19 protein-coding genes are annotated in these 18,756 nt (G+C 57.4%); 14 read left to right on the top strand and 5 right to left on the bottom strand.

Annotated elements, in window-relative coordinates; all coding sequences use genetic code 11:
- Positions 1-48 precede the first annotated feature (48 nt).
- Positions 49-1,746 carry an L-lactate permease gene (locus IT895_RS15115; RefSeq protein ID WP_085917111.1) on the bottom strand — a complete coding sequence of 566 codons (1,698 nt, stop codon included), beginning with the start codon at positions 1,744-1,746 and terminating at the stop codon, positions 49-51.
- Between the two features lie 390 nt (positions 1,747-2,136).
- On the opposite strand from IT895_RS15115, the gene IT895_RS15110 reads away from it, so the two are divergent.
- Entirely contained in the window at positions 2,137-2,832 is a 696-nt protein-coding gene (locus IT895_RS15110) for a glutathione S-transferase family protein (protein ID WP_199285505.1), read from the top strand.
- 126 nt (positions 2,833-2,958) lie between these two features.
- Positions 2,959-3,315 carry a phasin family protein gene (locus tag IT895_RS15105; RefSeq protein ID WP_085917112.1) on the top strand — a complete coding sequence of 119 codons (357 nt, stop codon included), beginning with the start codon at positions 2,959-2,961 and terminating at the stop codon, positions 3,313-3,315.
- Positions 3,316-3,419: 104 nt separating this feature from the next.
- Here IT895_RS15105 and uraD read toward each other — a convergent pair whose 3' ends face one another.
- Positions 3,420-3,968 (bottom strand): 2-oxo-4-hydroxy-4-carboxy-5-ureidoimidazoline decarboxylase, encoded by a 549-nt coding sequence (uraD, locus tag IT895_RS15100; RefSeq protein WP_199283956.1) that lies wholly within the window; start codon positions 3,966-3,968, stop codon positions 3,420-3,422.
- A gap of 126 nt (positions 3,969-4,094) precedes the next feature.
- Between uraD and uraH the strand changes: the two genes are divergently transcribed.
- The 3 genes from uraH to IT895_RS15085 are packed head-to-tail and all read left to right on the top strand — an operon-like array spanning position 4,095 to position 6,405.
- Positions 4,095-4,448, top strand: coding sequence for a hydroxyisourate hydrolase (uraH, locus tag IT895_RS15095; RefSeq protein ID WP_199283955.1), 354 nt, complete (start codon positions 4,095-4,097; stop codon positions 4,446-4,448).
- 15 nt (positions 4,449-4,463) lie between these two features.
- Positions 4,464-5,675: a urate hydroxylase PuuD gene (locus IT895_RS15090; RefSeq protein ID WP_199283954.1), complete on the top strand. Its 1,212-nt coding sequence runs from the start codon at positions 4,464-4,466 to the stop codon at positions 5,673-5,675.
- Positions 5,676-5,691: 16 nt separating this feature from the next.
- Complete coding sequence (locus tag IT895_RS15085) at positions 5,692-6,405, top strand: GntR family transcriptional regulator (protein ID WP_085917116.1); 714 nt, start codon at positions 5,692-5,694, stop codon at positions 6,403-6,405.
- 226 nt (positions 6,406-6,631) lie between these two features.
- Here the strand turns inward: IT895_RS15085 and IT895_RS15080 are convergent, their stop codons facing one another.
- The 3 genes from IT895_RS15080 to IT895_RS15070 form a co-directional block, all read right to left on the bottom strand.
- Positions 6,632-8,113, bottom strand: a complete 1,482-nt coding sequence (locus IT895_RS15080) for an NCS1 family nucleobase:cation symporter-1 (RefSeq protein ID WP_199283953.1) — start codon at positions 8,111-8,113, stop codon at positions 6,632-6,634.
- 29 nt (positions 8,114-8,142) lie between these two features.
- Positions 8,143-9,513 (bottom strand): NCS1 family transporter, encoded by a 1,371-nt coding sequence (locus tag IT895_RS15075; RefSeq protein WP_199283952.1) that lies wholly within the window; start codon positions 9,511-9,513, stop codon positions 8,143-8,145.
- A gap of 120 nt (positions 9,514-9,633) precedes the next feature.
- Positions 9,634-10,392, bottom strand: coding sequence for an aspartate/glutamate racemase family protein (locus IT895_RS15070; RefSeq protein WP_267905857.1), 759 nt, complete (start codon positions 10,390-10,392; stop codon positions 9,634-9,636).
- A 314-nt stretch (positions 10,393-10,706) separates the two neighbouring features.
- Between IT895_RS15070 and puuE the strand changes: the two genes are divergently transcribed.
- From puuE to pyk, 9 genes are all read left to right on the top strand, one after another.
- A complete protein-coding gene (gene puuE / locus IT895_RS15065; protein WP_199283951.1) occupies positions 10,707-11,636 on the top strand; it encodes an allantoinase PuuE in 930 nt (309 codons plus the stop codon).
- A gap of 21 nt (positions 11,637-11,657) precedes the next feature.
- A complete protein-coding gene (locus IT895_RS15060; RefSeq protein WP_199283950.1) occupies positions 11,658-12,533 on the top strand; it encodes a MurR/RpiR family transcriptional regulator in 876 nt (291 codons plus the stop codon).
- Between the two features lie 306 nt (positions 12,534-12,839).
- The gene (locus IT895_RS15055) at positions 12,840-13,694 is read left to right on the top strand and encodes a transporter substrate-binding domain-containing protein (protein ID WP_199283949.1); all 855 of its coding nucleotides are present in this window, start codon (positions 12,840-12,842) and stop codon (positions 13,692-13,694) included.
- Between the two features lie 8 nt (positions 13,695-13,702).
- Positions 13,703-14,380, top strand: coding sequence for an amino acid ABC transporter permease (locus tag IT895_RS15050; protein ID WP_199283948.1), 678 nt, complete (start codon positions 13,703-13,705; stop codon positions 14,378-14,380).
- Positions 14,377-15,033, top strand: a complete 657-nt coding sequence (locus IT895_RS15045) for an amino acid ABC transporter permease (RefSeq protein ID WP_199283947.1) — start codon at positions 14,377-14,379, stop codon at positions 15,031-15,033. Before IT895_RS15050 ends, IT895_RS15045 begins: the two co-directional genes overlap by 4 nt.
- Positions 15,014-15,742 (top strand): amino acid ABC transporter ATP-binding protein, encoded by a 729-nt coding sequence (locus IT895_RS15040; protein ID WP_085917123.1) that lies wholly within the window; start codon positions 15,014-15,016, stop codon positions 15,740-15,742. Before IT895_RS15045 ends, IT895_RS15040 begins: the two co-directional genes overlap by 20 nt.
- Positions 15,743-15,830: 88 nt before the next feature.
- Entirely contained in the window at positions 15,831-16,688 is an 858-nt protein-coding gene (locus IT895_RS15035) for a bifunctional allantoicase/(S)-ureidoglycine aminohydrolase (RefSeq protein ID WP_199283946.1), read from the top strand.
- A 9-nt stretch (positions 16,689-16,697) separates the two neighbouring features.
- Positions 16,698-17,189, top strand: a complete 492-nt coding sequence (locus IT895_RS15030; RefSeq protein ID WP_199283945.1) for an ureidoglycolate lyase — start codon at positions 16,698-16,700, stop codon at positions 17,187-17,189.
- A gap of 82 nt (positions 17,190-17,271) precedes the next feature.
- Entirely contained in the window at positions 17,272-18,756 is a 1,485-nt protein-coding gene (gene pyk / locus IT895_RS15025; RefSeq protein ID WP_199283944.1) for a pyruvate kinase, read from the top strand.

Genomic DNA, 18,756 nt, shown 5'->3' with positions numbered 1-18,756 from the left:
TGCATAATGTCGCCGAGGTTTCCCCCGGCGACGTCATGGGGTTGAGGATTACGACCCGACAAGCGGGTCGGTAACACCCAGTACATAAAAGGCAATCAAGCCGATCAAGCCTGTGGCGACCAGGTAATAGATCGTCGGCAGGATCGTCTTACGAATGGTAGCCCCTTCGCGGCCTAATAGCCCAACCGTTGCCGACGCAGCGACCACGTTGTGAATCGCAATCATGTTACCGGCGGCTGCCCCAACGGCTTGCAGTGCCACCATCATGGCGGTGGACAGGCCAAGGGTTTCCGCGACACTGAACTGAAACTCGGCCAGCATCAGATTGGACACGGTGTTCGAACCGGCAATAAAGGCGCCCATGGCACCCACAGCTGGTGCGAAGAACGGATAGATATCACCCACGCCGCTGGCAACGGCCTGCGCCATCATCACCGGCATGGACGCGATATCAGCACCGTTAACCCCTGAGTTGATCAAGATTCGTACCATCGGCACGGTAAAAATCAGTACGAAGCCCGCGCCAAAAATGGTTTTGGTGGATTCAGATAGTGCCGCGCTCATCTTGCGGGCATTCATCTGGTGAATAAAGAAGGTGACGGCCACCACTGCCAGAATGATGCCGCCCGGCAGGTAGAGCGGCTGAATACTGCCGCTGATACCTTCCTCGCCGAGGATATTCGACCAGCTCAGGCTCAACGAGGTCAGTGCCGCTTGCAGCGGCTCAATGGTGCGCGACGCCACCAGGAAGACAGCCAGCAGCACATAAGGCACCCAGCCCTTGAAGGTCGACATCGGTGCCTGCCCGACAACGTCTTCAAGCTTGATCTGCAGGTTGCCGATCCACTCGTCGGGCCATGAGGTCGACTCGGGGAAGTCCCAGGTGTCCTTGGGCAGCAGAAAGCCTTTGCGTGCTGCCGGTACGACGATTGCGAGACCCACCATCGCACCGATCATGGACGGAAACTCTGGCCCCAGGAACACGCCCACCAGCATATACGGAACGACGAATGAAATACCCGTAAAGATGGCGAAGGGCACAATCGACAGGCCTTCTTTCCACGACCTGTTGGCACCGAAGAAACGCACCATGATCGTGACCAGAATCAGCGGCATCAGGATGCCGACAATACCGTGGGTGACCGCCACACCGCTGGTTACCTGCTGGAAGAAGATATCCCAGGTTGACCCCACGGATTCCAGTTCAGAGGTGATGCCTGCACGGTCAAGACCACTGCCCACGCCGACGACGATCGGGGTGCCCACGGCGCCAAAGGAGACGGGCGTGGACTGGATCATCATGCCGACCACAACTGCCGCCAGCGCCGGGAATCCCAAAGCGACCATCAGCGGCGCGGCTACAGCGGCGGGGGTGCCAAAGCCAGACGCCCCTTCAATAAAGCAGCCAAACAGCCAGGCAACGATCAGCGCCTGGACGCGACGGTCGGGGCTGATACCCGAAAAGCCGTTACGAATAGCAGTGATACCCCCCGAGTGCTTGAGCGTATTGAGAAGCAGGATCGCGCCGAAAATAATCCACAACAGCCCTGCCGTTTGGATCAGCCCCTGGATCGTCGAAGCAACTATCCGCGACAAAGACATGTCCCAGGCGGTCAAGCCGATAATGGCCGCCGCCAGGAAGACGATGGGCATGGCGATCTTGGCGGGTATTTTAAAGCCAATGAGCAATATTCCCGCTAACAACAGCGGTGTGAATGCCAGAAGGGCAAGAAATGATTCATTCATGGGAAGAACTCGACTCCTTGTTATTAACCGTTGTGCTCCACAATAATGACGCGCCGTATTTAAGGCATTAGATGTCAGAACGAAAGATACGGCGCTACCGATACGATGACTACTGGTGGAAAATTGGTATGACCAATAACGATCCGTCCTGATGTCATGTCGTAATCTTGTTGTTGTTCGTTAAGTAACTGTTTATATTATTTTTTATGGAGAATTGTTAAGCAGATATCGAGCGGTACTCATTAGACTAATAGACAGTAGGGTTAGCCTGTCGAGGGTCAGTGCTGCACCGCTAATCGCAGGCGCTTGCGTCGTGGAAGACTTGCGGCCATGGTTAGTGGGTTAAGGTGTCCTACCATTATGACCAACAGCAACAAGGAGACGATGACGGTGGCAATCAAACTCTATGATCTTTGTGGTCGCGACGAGCGACTACGTTTTTCGCCCTTCTGCTGGCGAGTGCGCATGGCGCTGGCCCATAAAGGTCTCTCATTTACCACCCAGCCCTGGCGGTTTCTCGAAAAAGACGCTATCGCGTTTGCCAATCACGACAAGGTGCCGGTACTGGTGGATGGTGAGCAAGTGGTGACCGACAGCTTTGATATCATGCGCTACCTTGACGATACCTACCCCCAGGCGCCGCTTTTTGGCGAAGGGGCCAGCTATCAGCGGGCGCGGTTCTTCAAGCATTATGTTGAACGTAGCGTGACGCCCGCACTGTTCAAGATAGTCGCGCTCGACTTGCTGGCGGTGATCCACCCCGACGACCGCGACTATTTCCGTGAGACCCGCGAGGCGCGTTTTGGCTGCACGTTGGAATCGCTTCACCAGCCCGAGAAGGGGCGGGCGCAACTCAAGCAGGCGCTTGCGCCGGTCTACGCTCAACTGAATGACGCCGACTTTATCGATGGCGACTCGCCCGCGGGGGCTGATTACCTGTTATTTGGCAGCATGATGTGGGCATATACCGTATCGAATGAGTCGCTGGTTGATGCAGAAGACGTTGTGGATCAATGGTTTAAGCGCATGCTGGCTGTTCACGATGGCATTGCCGGCAAGGCTGCCACGGTGCGGGATATCGCCTAGTCGAAAATTTATGTTGCACTGCACAAAATCGACTGCTAACGTGTGGTGTAGCAGAGGCGCTGACCTTACTGATATTCCCTTTCCAAGGCGCGCCTATGTCGTTACTCACTTTAAGGAGTTAGCGCGATGAATAAAGCCGCCGAAAAAGCCAGCCAGCAAGTCGAGTCCATCTTTGTATCGCCGATGCGTTCTTACACGCTGACAGCGCTGGACTACTATGATCAGATCGTTAGCGCACAGCTTGACGCTGTTCGTGCCTACTCGGATCTGAGCATTGCCCAGGCTCGCACCTGGCTGGACGTGAAAGATGCCGACAGCTTCAAGAAGGCAATGGAAAGCCAGCAGAAAGCTACCAGCGACCTGATGGAGCGCATGAAGGGGGATGGCGAAAAAGTCACTTCCATCAGCCAGAGCTTCATCAAAGACAGCCAGAAAATGGCCGAAGATACCACCAAGAAAGCGGTAGAGACGGCCAAGCAGTAAGCCTGGTCACTATCGTTTAATCGCCTTGGTTAATGACTGCGCTCTTTTTAGAGCGCAGTTTTTTTGCTGGGTGCTGTATACAAGCGGTTGGTAGGCCGCCAAACCTATTGCTGTTGTTCCGCGGCCCGTGCGCGGAGACGTAGCCTAGCGATGCGGATGATCTGTTCGATGGCGGTTTTGCGCTCTGTCATTGCGTCGTTCTCGAGGCGCTTGGCAAATGCCTCCAAAATGGCGAACCGGTCCAGCCCTTTCACGGCGATCACAAAAGGAAAACCGAATCTTTCCTTGTAGTCGGCGTTAAGCTGCTCGAAGCGGGCAAACTCTTCAGGCGTGCATTGGTCAAGCCCGGCCCCTGCCTGTTCACTGGTAGAGTCCTGGGTCAATCTGCCTGCCATTGCGGCTTTGCCAGCGAGGTCGGGGTGCGCCTGAATAACGCGTATCTGTTTTTCGCTGCTCGCCTGCTGGAGTTGAAGGCCCATCGCGTCAGCCAGGGCATCCGGGTGGTCATGTGTCGAGGTCAAGCCGGTTTCCCAGGCTGCCTGAGCGACCCAGGGAGAGTGCTCGTAGATATCGCCGTAATGCTCGATAAAGGCGTCAAGGGATAGCTCACTCGGGCAGGGTTGAAGGCATAAGTCGGCGGCGGGTGAGGGCATGGGGCGCTCCGGGCTAGGCTGAGTGTGTGATGGCTCAATGTATACAATAAAACAAGCTAACGGTACTCTAAAGCCATCGATACGCGACGCTGAACCCGCGATACACAAAAGCAATAAGGAGCCACCATGGGATATCTGACGACTCACGTGCTGGATACCGCACTCGGCTGCCCCGGCCAGGGCATTGCCATCGATATACTGCGGCTAAACGGCAGCGAGCGGCAGCATCTGCACACCGTGATCACCAACCAGGATGGCCGTTGTGATACACCGCTTCTCGAAGGCGATGCTTTTACACCCGGCGAGTACGAGCTGTGCTTCCATGCCGGCGACTACCTACGCGCCAAGAGCGTCGACGCCGCTGAACCGCGCTTCCTGGATGTCATTCCCATCCGCTTCGGCGTGGCGGATGCCGAGCAGCACTATCACGTACCGCTATTGCTCTCGCCCTATGGGTACTCGACCTATCGTGGCAGCTGATGGCGGAGGCCAGTGATGCAAACGTATTTGATAGACGCGGTTAACCTGCTGCTGCGGTGGCTGCATGTAATTGCGGCCATCGCCTGGATCGGTGAGTCCATCTATTTCGTGATGCTGGATAACAGCCTGCGTACGCCAAAGGCCGAAGCGGACCGCCAGAAGGGGATTTTTGGCGAGATGTGGGCCGTCCATGGCGGCGGCTTCTATCATAACCAGAAGTACACCACGGCCCCCGACAAACTGCCCAACGACCTGCACTGGTCGTTCTGGAAAGCCTACACTACCTGGCTTTCCGGCTTTGCCCTGTTCGTCATCCTCTACATGGTCAACCCTGGCTTCTACCTGATAAACCCGGATAGCCCGTGGCAGTGGGCGGCCAACATGTCAGGCTGGCAGGCCAACCTGCTGGCGTTACTGTTCCTGCTCGGCGGCTGGGTGGTTTACAACCAGCTGTGCAAACGCATCAGCCCCACCATGCAGCGCGACGGCCTGTTGAGCATCGCCGTGGCGGTGATGATGGTGGTAGTGGCCTATTTAAGCACTCAGCTGTTTGGCGGGCGGGCGGCCTTCCTGCTCACCGGGGCCGTGATGGCCACCGCCATGTCGGCGAATGTGTTCTTCTGGATTATCCCCGGCCAGCGGCGCATGGTGAAGGCCATGAAAGCAGGCGATGCGCCCAATCCTCTGGATGGCAAGCGCGGCAAGCAGCGCTCAGTGCATAACACCTACTTCACCTTGCCCGTGGTACTGTTGATGGTCAGTAACCACTACTCGTTTCTTTACTCCCACGAGCTGGCCTGGGTAGCGATGTCGCTGCTGATCTTTGCAGGCGCCGTTATCCGCCAGTTTTTTGTGTTACTGCACGCGGGCAAGCGGCAGTGGGGCTACCCGGCGGCTGGCGTGGTGCTGGTCATCCTGGCGTTTTGGGTAGCGTCACCGGATTCGCAAACCGCTGACCCATCAGATCGCGACACCCAGGTCAGCGATGTCGGCGACAATCAGATAGCGGGGCTGATCGAGGAGCACTGCGTACAGTGCCACGCAAGCAATCCTGAACATGCCGGTTTCTCCGCGCCACCGGCCGACTATGCGTTCGACGACTGGGACGACATCCTGGCCCACAAAGCGGTCATACAGCAGGTGGTCGAGAGTCGCTACATGCCGTTAGGTAACATGACCGAGATGAGCGATGAAGAACGCGATACCATCGCCGCCTGGGACGAATGATCAATGAGGAGAGTCGATGAGTGATGCGCAGGCGGTTAAGCGATCGGCGTCGAAAGCGGAAGGCGATGAACGCCACGAGGCGATTTATCGCGCGGTGAGCGACGCGATTGTTGAACAGCGGCTTAAGCCCGGCGCACGGCTGCGTGAAGATGCCTTGGCCGATGTGTTCGGCATCAGCCGCACCGGGATTCGCAAGATATTGCAGCGCCTGGCGCTGGAGCAACTGGTGACCCTGACACCGCGCCGTGGGGCCAGCGTTACCCGGCCCACCGCCGACGAAGCCAAGGATGTGTTTGATGCGCGCCAGTTGATCGAATGCGGGTTAATGCCCGACGTGGCGCGGCGCATGGGCGACAAAGAAGCAGCGGAACTACGCGACATGGCCAAGCGCGAGCGACAGGCGTTGCGCAACGGCGAGCAGAGCGTGGCGATACGCCTGTCAGCGGATTTTCACGTTCGCATAGCGCAGCTTTCCGGCAATGCGACACTGGCAGCCTTCGTGGAAAGCCTGTGTTCACGTTCATCGCTGATCTTGGCCGTCTATGGCCATCCCGGCCACTTAGGTTGTGAATCCCACGACCACGACGACCTGGTCGGCTATCTGGAAACCGGCAATGGCGAGCGCGCAAGCGCGTTTATGAGCCGTCATCTGAAAGCTATTGAAGCCTCGCTCTCGATGGTCGAAGAGGAAGAGAACGTGCCCGATTTGCAGCAGATTTTTGGGGGTTAAGGGGGCTTGCTCTTAATTGGTATTGCAATACCAGCCCGACAGAAAAATATGCGCTGTAGATTGAAAAAAGCTCATTGCACTGGGCTTCAATACCGCGAAATGAATTGCCATGTGAGGCTACTAACGGGCTTCATAATGACCGGTTTAGACCGACATATAAAAAGCGCCATCGGCGTTGAACCGATGGCGTTTAGAATCATTAGCCGCTAGCACCGGCTAATTCATTTCAGCTTGTCTTCTGCTCAGCAAGAGTAGGGTCTACCTTAAACTGCCGCATCAAACCGTAATAGAACAGCCCGCCAAGGCCCGCGCCCATCAGCCAGCCGTAGCCATTCAGGCTTGCCAGCGCCGGTACCAGCACGGTGGAAATCGAGAACAGTGCTGCCACGCCAAAGGCGATCAGCGCCCGGGTATTCCAGCCGTTGGTGTAGTAGTAGGCACCGCCTGGGTCGGAGGAAAACAGTTCCTGCATATTCAGGTGCTGGCGCTTGATCAGGTAGTAGTCGACCACGATGATGCCGTAGAAGGGCGCGACGATGGCCCCGACCGCATTCACAAAGCCGGGTACGCCAATCTGGCTGATGACCGAGACCCACAACGCGCCGACAAAAAACGCGATGATCGCCGTGATCAGGCCGCCCAGTTTAAAGCTCACCTTGCTGGGAAACAGATTGGCCAGGTCGTAGGCGGGTGGAATAAAGTTAGCCACCAGGTTGATCCCCACGGTGGCGGCGAAGAAGGTCAGGGCGGCCACGATCGTCAGCGACAGGTTATCCACACGCTCGACGATATCGGACGGGTTGGTCAATGCGTCGCCGAACAAGACTAGCGTGCCCGCGGTGATGATCAGCGCGATAAACGAGAAGAACGCGACGTTAAGCGGCAAGCCCAGCAGGTTGCCCAGCTTCATCTGGCGTTCGGTTTTCACAAAGCGGGTAAAGTCGCCGAAGTTGATCACCACTGCCGCGAAGTAGGCCACCATGGTGCCCACAATGGCCACGAAGGCACTAACTGGATGCGTGGTGGTATCGGCTTCGCCGCCGCTGAAAATCGTGTCAATCGCAGGCAATAATTCGCTGCCAGCCTTGACCCATACGATGACCATGAGCGCGATCATGACCAGGTACACCAGCGGCCCTGCCCAGTTGAGGAAGTGCTTGATACGCTCGATGCCCGCCCAGAAGATCGCGATCTGGAACAGCCAGACGATGATGAACGATATCCACGCTAAGCTGGATAATCCCAGGAAAGTGGCGCCGTCACCGCCACCGAACAGCGCTGCCAGCAGCAGCGTCATGGCGGTCGAGGCAAAGTAGGTCTGCACGCCGTACCAGAAAATCCCCACAATCGCCCGCAGCATCGCGGGCAGGTTGGCCCCACGCACGCCCATGCTGGCGCGTACCATCACCGGAAAGGGAATGCCGTACTTGACGCTGGGCTTGCCGGTCAGGTTGACCAGAAACATCACGATCACGCCCGCCAGGATGATGGCGGCCATGACGGCCCAGCCATTGAGGCCGTAAGTCAAAAATAGCGAAGCGGCCAGGGTATAGCCAAAAAGGCTCTGGATGTCGTTGGACCAGACGTTGAATATCTCGAACGCTCCCCAGTTGCGGTCCTGGGGTTTCAGTGGCGCGAGGTCCTCGTTATACAGCGTGGGATCGATATGCTTGATATCCAGATCGCCGACGTCGTTACGCTTGTTCATGGCATTAGCTCTTGTAGTGGCGAGTGGATTTACGAGTTAAAACGCTGGCAGGCGGGCCAGTGCTTCATCAACAGGAAGTAGGTCAGCCCGGCGGGAATCAGGCTGGCGTACCAGGAAACGGCTGAGAACAGCAGCGCCGCCACAATGCCCACGGCGGTGGCGATCAAGGCCGCCGCATTAACACCCCGGTATGGGCCGCTGGCGTCGTAGAGCTTGTCCAGATCCAGCGTGCGACGACGAATCACGTAATAATCCACCACCAGAATGGCGAAGATCGGGCCGAGAAAGGCAGAGTAGGTTTGCACGAAAAGCTGCAACCCTTCTGCCGATCCCGGCTGCACCAGCTTCCAGGGAAAGGTCGCGAACGCCAGCAGGCCGACGATCACGGTGGCCACGGGGAACTTGAGCTTAAAGATATCCATCAGGACGTAGGTGGGCGGAACGACGTTATTCAGGACGTTGGTCGTTACCTGCGCAAAGGCGATGAACAGTAGCGTGGTCATCAGCAGCGGGGTGTTATCCACGGCGTTGGCGAAGACCTGGATGGGGTCGGCGGTGCCGGTGGCTTCCGAGACCATAAAACCAATCAGGCCCATGAACAGCGTGCAGGGCAGAATCGACATGGCATACAGCGTGGTCAGCAGGCCCGGCCCCGAGCCGGTTTTATGCTCCCGGGAGTAGTCGCTGACGTTGAGCATCATGGTGCTGTAGATGCCCAGAAACAGCATGGTTGCGCCCCAGAACGGCATGCCCCAGGAGCCTTCCATGGTCAGCAGGTTTGCCGACAGTTCATCGCCGTAGCGCTGAATGGTAGCTACAAACATGTAGACCAGTGACAGGAGAATAAACCCGCTACCCAGATTTTCCAGCCACTTGATGCCCTGAAAACCGGTCACCGAAAGAGCGATTTGCAGCAGCTGGAAGGTAATGAAGTAGAACACCAGATTATCAAAGCCAAACAGCGTCGCTGACACCATGTTCAGCGCACCGGCGCCGATCCAGCTTTGAAACCCGTACCACACGATCGCCGGTACCGCGCGAACCAGCCCTGGCAGCCGGGTGCCCGCAAAGCCAAAGGCGCTGCGGGCCTGGACCATGAAGGGAATGCCGTATTTATAGCCACCGGCGCCGTTGAGCGCCAAGGCAATGCCAATCACAAAGCAGCCAATGGCGATCGCCAGCGTCGCCTGAATCAGGTTGAGCGTGCCGACCACACTCGAACCCATGGCGAAGGTGCCAATGGACACGCAGCCGCCAAACCAGGCAAGAAAATAAGAGGCGCGCCCCATTATTCGCGTACTTTGTGGCGCGAGCGATTCGTCGCCTATGCTTTTCTGGCCGTCGCTGGGTGTAACGGTCGCTGGGTCGTCCGACGTCAGACCCGATGGTGATGCACTCATGGTGTGAACCTCGCAAGATGGCTGTTATTGACCCTCAGCGGTGCTGGGGATGCTTGCGGCTGGCGTGTGTTTTTGATGCGGTCATTGTTATTGGCTGGCATCGTGATGGTGTCTTGTGGGTTAGCCTCCGGGCGGCAGCGTCAGGTTTGAAAAATCGGCAAACTGACCGGTAAACGGTTTGGGCCGCGGGTAAGCCAGGTCGCCGTGCTTGCTGGTAAAGAGCCCCAGCCCCACCAAGGATTCGGCAAGCTTGAGCCCAGCGCTGACACCCTCGACAACGGGCAGGCCTACCTCACGGCTAATTTCCTGGGTGAGGTTGGCCATGCCGCCGCAGCCCAGCACAATGGCGCCAATACCATCTTCGTCGCGGGCTCGGCAGCATTCTTGCACAATGCGCTGGTAGGCGACTTCGGGGTGGTGTTCAAGGTCCAGAACCGGGATTTCGGCGGCGCGAATGCGTCGGCAGTGCTGTCGAAAGCCGTACTGTTCCAGCAGGTGTTCGGCAATGATGCCGGTGCGGCCAAGCGTGGTGACAATCGAAAACCGCGTGCTGATCAGCGTCGCCATGTGAAAGGCGGCTTCGGCAATGCCCACCACCGGGGCGCGGGTCAGCTCACGGGCAGCGAGCAACCCAGGGTCACCGAAACAGGCCACGATATAGGCATCGATGTTGCCTTCCTGCTCGCCCTTGATGACTTCCTGTGCGACGCCGACGGCGCTGATTGCCTCATCGAAATGGCTTTCAATCGACACTGGGCCAGCTTCCGGCTGACAGGCACTGACCTGCGTGCCTGCGGCGGCATAGTCGTTGGCGGCACGATAAATCGAGGCGGTCATTGAGGCCGTGGTATTGGGGTTGATAAGGCGTATATGGGCCACCCGATTCTCCTCTTGGTCGCAATACGTTCGTTTCAGGTAAACAATTTATCTTTTCTTGTATACAAAATAGGGCGATTTTTCGCCCACCGCAAGTGCGAGACTGCGTCAAATGTCAAGTTGTTAGTTGACCAATTGATCAACTTTTGCGCTGTTCGCTGCTTTATTGGTAGTGAAACATCCCCTGTCTCAACCTATTCGCTTTGTCGTGCGTTGCGGTTAAGGTTTGATCAGGCTATTTTGTATACAAGCTAATAAGGCGTTGCGAATGATCATGTTATGTCGACGCATGCCAGGATTCATCTAAGGAGCCGTCTATGACACAGCGCCATTACCCCCGCGACTTGATCGGTTACGGACGCACCCCGCCCCATGCCAACTGGCCCGGCAACGCTAAAATAGCGGTGCAGTTCGTGCTTAACTACGAGGAGGGTGGCGAGAACTGCGTGCTGCATGGCGACTCAGGTTCCGAGCAGTTTCTATCAGAAATCATCGGCGCACCGTCCTATCCAGACCGCCATCTGAGCATGGAGTCGATTTATGAATACGGCTCCCGCGCCGGGGTGTGGCGCATTCTGCGCGAGTTCGAGAAGCGTGATTTGCCGCTGACGGTGTTTGGCGTGGCCATGGCGCTGGAGCGCAACCCCGAGGCCGCCCTGGCCTTCAAGGAGTTGGGCCATGAAATTGCCTGCCACGGCTATCGCTGGATTCACTATCAGGAAGTCCCCGAACATATCGAGCGCGAACACCTGCAAAACGCCATGGAGATTTTCCAGCGGCTGTACGGCGAGAAACCGCTGGGCTGGTACACCGGGCGCGACAGCCCCAATACCCGTCGACTGGTGTTGGACGAGGGCGGTTTCCTTTACGATAGCGACTATTACGGCGACGACCTGCCGTTCTGGACCCAGGTAACCGATAGCCAGGGCAGCGATCACAACCATTTGATCGTGCCCTACACGCTGGACAGCAACGACATGCGCTTTGCCGCGCCCCAGGGGTTTAACACCGCGGATCACTTCTTTACCTACCTGCGCGATGCGTTCGATGTGCTCTACGCGGAAGGGGAGGAGGCGCCCAAGATGCTTTCGGTGGGCATGCATTGCCGTTTATTGGGGCGTCCAGGGCGTTTTCGTGCCCTGCAGCGCTTTTTGGATTACATCGAAACCCACGACCGCGTTTGGGTGACCCGGCGGGTCGATATCGCCCGCCATTGGGCGGAGCACCATCCGCCATCAACGCGTTAATCAAGCAGCTAAAAGGATATTATGACGCCGCATATCGGACAGCGGATTACCGCTCAGTTTGACGCGCTAAGTGCCCAGGAACAGCGCGTGGCGAGCTTTATCCTCGATCACTTTGATGATCTTGCGGTATACAGCGCTGCCGATTTGGCGCGCTTGACCGGGGTCTCCAAATCGACTGTCAGCCGACTGTTCAAGCGATTGGGGTTCGAAAGCTATCGCTCGGTTAAAGACCACGCCCGTCAACTGCGCAACCTGGGGGTGCCGTTGGTGATCGATGCCAACGCCATGCAGGATGAGGCGGGCGCGCCGTTCCAGCGTCACTTGCAGCGCGAGCAGGATAATCTGCAGCGCTGCCTGAATGGCATCGCGGCGGATCAATTTACCGCGCTGGTAGAGCGCCTGGCTAGCGCACGTCATGTGGTCGTGATCGGGTTTCGTAACAGCTATCCCTTGGCGCTGCATTTTCGCCAGCAGTTGATTCAGGCGCGCTCCCAGGTGCGTGTGGTACCCCAGCCCAACCAATCGTTGGCTGAAGAGATTGTCGATCTCAACGAGCAGGATGTGGTGGTACTGTTTGGTTTTCGCCGCCGCCCGGCAGCATTTGCCGCGCTGGTGAATGCCCTCGAGCACTCGCCAGCCGAGGTGGCGCTGATCGCCGACCCTACCGCGGTAAATTTTGTCTCCCAGGTCGACTGGCTGATGGAAGCGCCGCTGGAAAGTCTCTCGGCGTTTGATAGCTACGCCACCGCCAATAGCCTGATCTGCCTGCTGGCCAACGGCGTATTGCACCGGCGCCTTGGTGAAGGTCGAAAGCGGATCAGTGCGATCAGCGATAGTTACGCTGACCTCAGCGAACTGGAATCACCCATCATGAGTGTTGATTGGAACGCCCAGTAGACTTCCACCCTGTCGTAGTGCATATCGTTCTTTTGTTGGTTTGAAACTGCACCAACACCATGCACACCTCCTTCCTTTCTGGCGCAGCGACCGCTGCACCATCGCCCGTGGTTTCAATAAAGTGCTGTTATAAATGCGGTTAGCGACTTCTGGCATCGCCATTGCTTTTATGTGAGTAGGTGAAACGAAAGTTTCTTGTATCTGCTGTATGAAACAAAGCTTTCATTAGCCTTACATGAATTGCCGCTTCGGCTTATTACATACAAAGCATTCCTTAATAAAACGCGTCCCTGCCAGGAGAGTCCTATGAAATTGTTATCGCAGCGTTTCAACCACGCCTTTAATGGCCGCTTCAAGCGGTTGCAGTCCGGTCTTTTAGCAACGGGCTTGAGTGCCGCTGTTGCCCTGGGGGCTGTCGCGACAAGCCCAGACGTTCAGGCGGATGCCCTTGAGGACATCGAATCCCGAGGCACCGTTCGCATTGCCGTGCCGCAGGATTTTCCGCCGTTCGGCTCGGTGGGTACCGACCTGGAACCCCGTGGCTACGACATTGATATGGCCAACTACCTCGCCGACGAGATGGGCGTGGAGCTTGAATTGATTACCGTGACGAGCGCCAACCGGATTCCCTATTTGCAGACCGGCCAGGCGGATCTGGTGATTTCCAGCCTGGGTAAGAACCCTGAGCGCGAAGCGGCGATTGATTTTTCAGACGCCTATGCGCCGTTCTTTTTGGGTGTGTTCAGCGCCGATGAAGATGAAAGCGTGGAGAGCCCGGAAGGCTTGGCCGATAAAACCATCGGTGTAACCCGTGGTGCCGTGGAAGATATGGAGCTTTCCGAGATTGCACCAGACTCCACCACGGTGCAGCGCTTTGAAGATAACGCCACCACCATTTCTGCGTTTCTTTCCGGGCAGGTCGATTATGTTGCCACCGGTAACGTGGTAGCGGCCGAGATCGCCGAGCGTAATAGCGACCGGGCGCCCTCGCTGGTGTATCAGTTGAAAGATTCACCCTGCTACGTGGGTATGAACAAGAACGAACCGGCGTTGATGGAAGAGGTTAACCGCCTGATCGCCCAGGCGCTTGAAGACGGCACCTTGAACGAGATGTCCCAGCGTTGGTTCAGTGCCGACCTGCCTGAAAACTTCGGTAGCTGAGGTTCATCATGGGGCCAACACTCGATTTCCTTACCCTGTTGCCCTACGTCAGTGAGCTTCTGAAAGGCCTTACCACCACGGTCATCCTGACCATGGTGACCACCTTGACGGGGCTTGCGCTGGCGGTGGCCGTGGCTTATCTACGCGCGAATGCGCAGCCATGGGTGCGTTGGGGGCTCGGCGGTTACGTCGAATTGACCCGTAACACTCCCTTTATCGTGCAACTGTTTTTTATCTTTTTTGGGCTACCAGGGCTCGGCATCAAAATCGATGCCATTACCGCGGCCTTTATCGCCATGACGCTCAACCTGGCTGCCTACAGCGCCGAGATACTCCGTGCCGGTATCGGTGCGACGGCGAAAGGGCAACTGGAGGCCGGGCGGGCGTTGGGCATGACCACATTGCAAAGCTATCGCCATGTCGTGCTGGTGCCTGCTTTTGCGCGGGTTTACCCCGCACTTATCAGCCAGTCGATTATCGTCATGCTGGGGTCGGCAGTGGTGTCACAGATTTCGGTGTTTGATCTGACCTACGCGGCCAACTTTATCCAGTCGCGAAATTTTCGCAGCTTTGAAGTCTACCTGCTGATCACGCTGGTTTATCTGCTTCTCGCCTTTGGTATGCGGCGCAGCTTTATGCTGGTGGGCAAACGCCTATTCGCCTATCAGCAAGGAGAGCAACGATGATCGAGTTCACCTTCTGGGACATTCTGCGCAACCTGTTGATGGCGGCGCGCTGGACGGTAGTGCTGTCGCTGATTGCCTTTGTGGGTGGGGCGACGGTAGGGCTGCTGTTGACCTTTATGCGCCTTTCCAGCAACCGCTGGCTGCAGCGTTTAACGTCACTCTACGTTGATCTTTTCCAGGGCACGCCGCTGCTGATGCAGCTGTTCTTGATCTTCTTTGGTGCCGCTGCCATGGGCCACCAGATTTCACCCTGGGTAGCAGCCTCCATTGCGCTCACGCTATTCACTAGCGCCTTTCTGACTGACATCTGGCGGGGGTGCCTGGAGGCGGTGGCCAAAGGGCAGTGGCATGCATCGCAGGTGCTGGGGATGAATTATTTCCAGACCATGCGTCATGTGATTCTGCCCCAGGCGCTGCGGCTTTCGGTTCCGCCCACGGTGGGGTTCTCGGTGCAGGTCATCAAAGGCACGGCACTGGCGTCCATCATTGGTTTTGTCGAGCTGACCAAGGCCGGCACCATGCTCAACAACGCCACCTTTGAGCCCTTCACCATTTTTGCCCTTGTGGCCCTTCTTTACTTCGCGCTGTGCTACCCGCTTTCGTGCTATGCGCGCTATCTGGAGAAAAAGCTCTATGACGCTGGTCTGCGTTGATAACGTTCATAAAGCCTTTGGCGACTTGGAAGTGCTTAAAGGTATTAATCTTTCGGTCGCACAGGGCGAAGTCGTCGCCATTATTGGCCGCAGCGGCTCGGGTAAAAGCACCCTGTTGCGCTGTTTGAATCAGCTTGAAAAGCACGACAGCGGCAAGATTACCATCGCCGACAAGCAACTGGATGCGGCTTCCATGTCGCCCAGGGAACTGAGTGAAAACGTCGGTATGGTATTTCAAAGCTTCAACCTGTTTCCCCATAAAACCGTGGGTGAAAACGTTTGCCTGGCGCCCATAGTGGTACGCGGCGAAGGGAAGGGGGAAGTCGAGAAAATCGCCCATGAAGTGCTTGAGAAAGTCGGCCTCTCGGATAAATACGATGCTTACCCGGCGCAGCTTTCCGGCGGACAGCAGCAACGAGTGGCCATTGCTCGGGCGCTTGCCATGCGCCCTAAAGTGATGCTCTGCGATGAGGTGACCTCGGCGCTTGACCCAGAGTTGGTGGGGGAAGTGCTGCGCGTCCTGGAAACGCTGGCGGCCGAAGGCATGACACTGATTCTGGTGACTCACGAAATGGGCTTTGCCCGGGACGTGGCTGACCGCGTCGTGTTTATGCATCAGGGGCGGATCCATGAAGAAGGCGTCCCCAGTGAGTTGTTCGCTAATCCGCAAACGGCCGAATTGCGACAATTCATTTCGGCGGTCCTCTAGCGTAATATCGTATACAAGGACGCATACACAAGAATGCTGCGCTGGATGGCGCAGTCTACGACATCACGCTAGCTGATGAGGATATAAAATGCCTGCAATTCCTTCGCCCACTTACGGCGTCTCCACTTACTACGCCCCCACCGGCGGGCACCCGCCGCAAACGCAGATCACCGCCGACCGGGCGGTATTTACCGAGGCTTATGCGCTGATTCCCAAAGGCGTCATGCGCGATATCGTCACCAGTAACCTGCCGTTCTGGGAAGGCACCCGGCTGTGGGTGCTGGCGCGCCCACTGTCAGGATTTGCCGAGACGTTCTCCCAATACATCATGGAAGTGCAGCCGGAAGGCGGCAGCGATAAGCCGGAGTTGGACCCTCAGGCCGAGGGTGTGCTGTTTGTTGTCGACGGCGAGTTAACCCTGATGTTGGCAGGCGAGCGCCACACCATGCGTCCCGGTGGCTATGCATTTATCCCGCCGGGCAGCCATTGGCAGGTGCGCAATGAAAGCCTTGAGGCAGTGCGCTTTCATTGGGTGCGTAAGGCGTATGAGTTTGTCGAAGGACTGGAGGTGCCCAAGGCGTTTGTCACCAACGAGCAGGATATAGCTCCCATCGAAATGCCGGGTACCGAAGGTCGCTGGGCGACCACGCGCTTTGTCGACCCGGCGGATGTTCGCCACGATATGCATGTCAATATCGTGACCTTTCAGCCGGGCGGCGTAATCCCCTTCGATGAAACCCATGTCATGGAACATGGCCTTTATGTGCTGGAGGGCAAGGCTGTTTATCACTTGAATCAAAACTGGGTGGAAGTCGAAGCCGGGGATTTCATGTGGCTGCGTGCCTTCTGCCCCCAGGCCTGCTATGCCGCTGGCCCGGGGCCTTTCCGGTATTTGTTGTATAAAGATGTTAATCGCCATGCCTCTCTAAAACTGTCATCTCGTTAAGGAGCCGCCATGTTGCAGCTAAAAGCCGAGCCGCTAACGGCAGGGGCCTTTGCTCCGTTTGGCGATGTGATTGATGCGCGTACATCGACGTCGTTTCCCATTAATGCCGGGCGTACCCAGCGCCACCATGACCTGGCCAAGGTGGAAACCCTGGGTGAAAACGCCCGCACGCTGATTAATATCTTTGTCAGCCAGCCGGTCACTCTGCCGCTGGAACTCACGTTTCTGGAACGCCATCCTCAGGGCAGCCAGGCGTTTATGCCGCTGCATGAAGAGCGGTTTATTGTGGTGGTTGCTCCCCCTGGCGAGCACATTGAAGACGCCAGCGTGCGGGCTTTTGTGACCGACGGTCGCCAGGGCGTCAATTATCACGCGGGCACCTGGCACGCCATTCAATCGGTGCTGGACCGTGAAGGCGAGTTTTTAGTAGTGGACCGGGGCGGTGATGGCAACAACTGCGACGAATACCCTCTGTCGTTGCGGATTCACCTCGCCGATTAACTTGAGGTGTTGCATAGCGGTCATGTTTCGCGCGTTATACTGTTAGGCTAGTGATCATCAACGTTTAGCGCCTGGGAGCTTTATGAACGCACTGCACCATTCCTCTATCCGCCGCACCAAGATTGTCGCCACCCTGGGGCCTGCCAGTGACCGCGAGGGCGTGCTTGACGCCATGCTCGCGGCGGGTGTCGATGTGGTGCGGCTGAATTTTTCCCACGGTAGCGCCGACGATCATCGTCGCCGACTTCAAGAGGTACGCGAGGCCGCCGCCAAACTGGGCAAAAGTGTGGCCGCGTTAGGTGACCTCCAGGGCCCGAAAATCCGTGTTGCCCGCTTTAAAGAGGGCGCGGTGACGCTGCAGGAAAGCCAGCCGTTTATTCTCGATATGTCGATGGACGGTGACGCAGGCGACAGCACACGGGTCGGCTGCGACTACAAGACGCTTGCCGACGACGTCGTGGCGGGGGATCGCTTGCTGCTCGATGATGGCCGCGTGGTGCTGGATGTCACCGGCGTCGAAGGCTCGCAGATTCATACTCAGGTCGTGGTGGGCGGCAAGCTGTCCAACAATAAGGGCATTAACAAGCAGGGCGGTGGACTTTCAGCCCCAGCGCTCACCGAGAAAGACAAGGAAGACCTTAAAACCGCCGTCGAGATCGGCGTCGATTACCTGGCAATTTCCTTTCCACGCTCGGCCGAGGACATGCTTGAGGCGCGTCGCCTCTTGGGTGAGGAAGGGAAAGATATCGGCCTGGTGGCCAAGGTGGAGCGCGCCGAGGCGGTAGCCGATGACGCTACCTTGGATGGCATTATCGAAGCCTCCGAGGCGGTGATGGTCGCGCGTGGCGACCTGGGCGTCGAGATTGGCGATGCCCAGCTTGTAGGCGTTCAAAAGCGCATGATCAAGCGAGCGCGGACACTCAACCGTGCCGTGATCACGGCAACACAAATGATGGAGAGCATGATCGCGTCGCCGTTACCAACGCGTGCCGAGGTGTTCGACGTGGCCAACGCCGTGCTGGACGGCAGCGACGCAGTGATGCTGTCCGCGGAAACCGCCGCGGGTGATTATCCCGTCGAGACCGTCGATGCCATGGCACGGGTATGTCTGGGAGCCGAGCGCGAAAAAACCGCCCAGGAGTCTGGTCACCGCATCCACGAAGGCTTTACCCGCCCGGACGAAACCATTGCGCTGTCCGCCATGTACGCAGCCAACCACATGGAAGGCGTCAAGGCGATTGCGTGTATGACCTCGTCGGGCTATACCCCACTGATCGCCTCGCGGATCCGCTCGGGGCTGCCGATTGTTGGCCTGGCACATAACCCCATCGCCCAGCGCCGCATGGCGCTCTACCGTGGCGTGGTATCACTGCCGTTTGATACCTCTGAAATGACCGCCACTGAGCTTAATGACCGCGCGCTTGAGTTGTTGGTCAAGCAGGGGGTCGCCAAGCCTGGCGATTACGTGATTCTGACCCGCGGTGATCATATGAATGCTCATGGCGGTACCAACACCATGAAGGTCATGGCGATTACCGAGCAGCACCTTCCTCCAAAGGCGGGCTAG

This window comes from Halomonas sp. A40-4, from assembly GCF_015767635.1.
GTDB lineage: Bacteria > Pseudomonadota > Gammaproteobacteria > Pseudomonadales > Halomonadaceae > Vreelandella > Vreelandella janggokensis.
The sequence above is the reverse complement of the archived record's forward strand: the minus strand, read 5'-3'. Positions and strand labels throughout refer to the sequence as shown.

Coding starts and splice junctions, on each gene's coding strand:
- IT895_RS15115 (WP_085917111.1), bottom strand. CDS start 1,746: ATGAATGAATCATTTCTTGCCCTTCTGGCATTCACACCGCTGTTGTTA.
- IT895_RS15105 (WP_085917112.1), top strand. CDS start 2,959: ATGAATAAAGCCGCCGAAAAAGCCAGCCAGCAAGTCGAGTCCATCTTT.
- uraD (WP_199283956.1), bottom strand. CDS start 3,968: ATGCCCTCACCCGCCGCCGACTTATGCCTTCAACCCTGCCCGAGTGAG.
- uraH (WP_199283955.1), top strand. CDS start 4,095: ATGGGATATCTGACGACTCACGTGCTGGATACCGCACTCGGCTGCCCC.
- IT895_RS15090 (WP_199283954.1), top strand. CDS start 4,464: ATGCAAACGTATTTGATAGACGCGGTTAACCTGCTGCTGCGGTGGCTG.
- IT895_RS15085 (WP_085917116.1), top strand. CDS start 5,692: ATGAGTGATGCGCAGGCGGTTAAGCGATCGGCGTCGAAAGCGGAAGGC.
- IT895_RS15080 (WP_199283953.1), bottom strand. CDS start 8,113: ATGAACAAGCGTAACGACGTCGGCGATCTGGATATCAAGCATATCGAT.
- IT895_RS15075 (WP_199283952.1), bottom strand. CDS start 9,513: ATGAGTGCATCACCATCGGGTCTGACGTCGGACGACCCAGCGACCGTT.
- puuE (WP_199283951.1), top strand. CDS start 10,707: ATGACACAGCGCCATTACCCCCGCGACTTGATCGGTTACGGACGCACC.
- IT895_RS15060 (WP_199283950.1), top strand. CDS start 11,658: ATGACGCCGCATATCGGACAGCGGATTACCGCTCAGTTTGACGCGCTA.
- IT895_RS15055 (WP_199283949.1), top strand. CDS start 12,840: ATGAAATTGTTATCGCAGCGTTTCAACCACGCCTTTAATGGCCGCTTC.
- IT895_RS15050 (WP_199283948.1), top strand. CDS start 13,703: ATGGGGCCAACACTCGATTTCCTTACCCTGTTGCCCTACGTCAGTGAG.
- IT895_RS15045 (WP_199283947.1), top strand. CDS start 14,377: ATGATCGAGTTCACCTTCTGGGACATTCTGCGCAACCTGTTGATGGCG.
- IT895_RS15040 (WP_085917123.1), top strand. CDS start 15,014: ATGACGCTGGTCTGCGTTGATAACGTTCATAAAGCCTTTGGCGACTTG.
- IT895_RS15035 (WP_199283946.1), top strand. CDS start 15,831: ATGCCTGCAATTCCTTCGCCCACTTACGGCGTCTCCACTTACTACGCC.
- IT895_RS15030 (WP_199283945.1), top strand. CDS start 16,698: ATGTTGCAGCTAAAAGCCGAGCCGCTAACGGCAGGGGCCTTTGCTCCG.
- pyk (WP_199283944.1), top strand. CDS start 17,272: ATGAACGCACTGCACCATTCCTCTATCCGCCGCACCAAGATTGTCGCC.